Here is a 1,743-nt window from a genome sequence, read left to right on the forward strand (position 1 = left end):
ACCCCGGACGACGTGGCGGAGGTCACCAGCCGCGTCCCGCCCCTGGTCCGTCGCCTCGTCGGCCGCCCGCTCTTCGCGCTCTGGCTGTTCTCGGCGATCCTGACGCCCTTCGTGCTCGCCGCCTGCGTGGCCTATTTCCTCGACCCGCTGGCGAGCCGGCTGGAGCGGATCGGCATTCGCCGCGCCTTCGGCGCCTTCCTGCTGATCCTGGCGCTCTTCGCGATCTGCCTTCTCGCCGTGCTGCTGCTATACCCGCTGCTGATCGCGCAGATCGGCGTGCTGATCCAGCGCCTGCCTGCCTATGTCGCCGGCATCACCGCGCTGGTGCGCCAGGCGCTGGAGGCCGCGCAGGAGGCCTTCGGTCCGGAGGTGGTGGATGCGCAGCTGCGCGACCTCGCCGTCCGCCAGGCCGCCACCATGGTGAACTTCCTCGGCACCGCGGTGGCGCGGCTGATCGGCGGCGGCGTCGCGCTGTTCAACGTCTTCACGCTGGTGATCGTGACGCCGGTCGTCGGCTTCTACCTGCTGCGCGACTGGCCGGGCATCGTTCGCCGCGTGGACAACTGGCTGCCGCGGCGGTCCGCGCATACGCTGCGCCAGCTGTCGCGCGACACCGACCGCGTGCTGTCGGCCTGGCTGCGCGGCCAGCTGCTCTGCTGCCTCGTGCTCGCCGTCTTCTATGCGGGCGGGCTGCAGCTCATCGGGCTCGAGCTCGGCCTGATCGTCGGCCTGATGGCCGGCGTGCTGAGCTTCATCCCCTATGTCGGCTCAATCACCGGCTTCGCCGTGGCCCTGCTCCTCGCCGCGGCGCAGTTCGGCACCTGGGAAGGCGTGGCGCTCGTCGTGCTGGTCTTCATGGTCGGCCAGTTCGTCGAAGGCTACATCATCTATCCGCGCCTGCTCGGCGACCGTGTGGAGCTGCACGCCGTCTGGGTGATATTCGCCCTCTTCGCCGGCGGCGTCGCCTTCGGCTTCCTCGGCGTGCTGCTCGCCGTGCCGATGGCCGCCGCGATCGGCGTCATCGCCCGCTACTGGCTGCGGCGCTACCTGGAAAGCCCGCTTTACCTCGACCCGCCGCGCACCGGCTCGTGACGGCGATGGCCTGCTCGGGCGTGCCCGGGCGCGCCGGCTGCGCTATGCGTTGGCGCGTGTCCCAGGCCGACCCGCCCGCCCAGCTTCCCCTGCCGATCCGCCACGCGGTGTCCGCCGCGCGCGCCGACCTTGTCGCCGATGCCTCCAACGCCGAGGCGCTGGCCTGGCTCGACCGTCCCGACGACTGGCCCGGCCATCGCCTCGCGCTGCACGGCCCGGCCGGCGTCGGCAAGTCCCATATGCTGGCCGCCCTGGCATCCGAACGCGGCTGGCGCCTTCTGCACGGACCCGAATTGACCGAAACCGCAGCTCTGGCTCCCGCGCCGGCAGCCCTCGACGAGGCTGATGCGGCGCCGGAGACCGCGCTCTTCCATCTCATCAACCGCGCAGGCGAATCCGGGCTGCCATTGCTGCTCGCATCCCGCGAACCGCCCGCCCGCTGGAGGACCGCGCTGCCCGACCTCGCCTCGCGCCTCAGGGCGACGCTGGCGGTGCAGGTCTCGTCACCGACCGATGCACTGCTGGCCGCCTTGCTGGCCAAACACCTGGCCGACCGGCAGCTGCGCGTCGCGCCCGAGGTCCAGGACTACCTCCTGGCCCGCCTGCCGCGCGACGCCGCCGCGGTCGCCGCCGCGGTGGCCGCGCTCGACG

The 1,743-nt window shown here is 72.3% G+C and carries 2 protein-coding genes; both read left to right on the forward strand.

Annotation, left to right across the window (positions count from 1 at the left end; genetic code table 11):
• Window positions 1-1,092 (forward strand): AI-2E family transporter (locus L2I40_RS22740; RefSeq protein ID WP_308116447.1); only part of this gene is annotated, 1,092 nt, incomplete at its 5' end.
• A 107-nt stretch (window positions 1,093-1,199) separates the two neighbouring features.
• On the forward strand, window positions 1,200-1,743 hold a 544-nt coding region (locus L2I40_RS22745), incomplete at its 3' end, for a P-loop NTPase family protein (protein WP_237217636.1).

The sequence above is a fragment of the Falsiroseomonas oryziterrae genome (assembly GCF_021864505.1).
Taxonomy (GTDB): domain Bacteria; phylum Pseudomonadota; class Alphaproteobacteria; order Acetobacterales; family Acetobacteraceae; genus Falsiroseomonas; species Falsiroseomonas oryziterrae.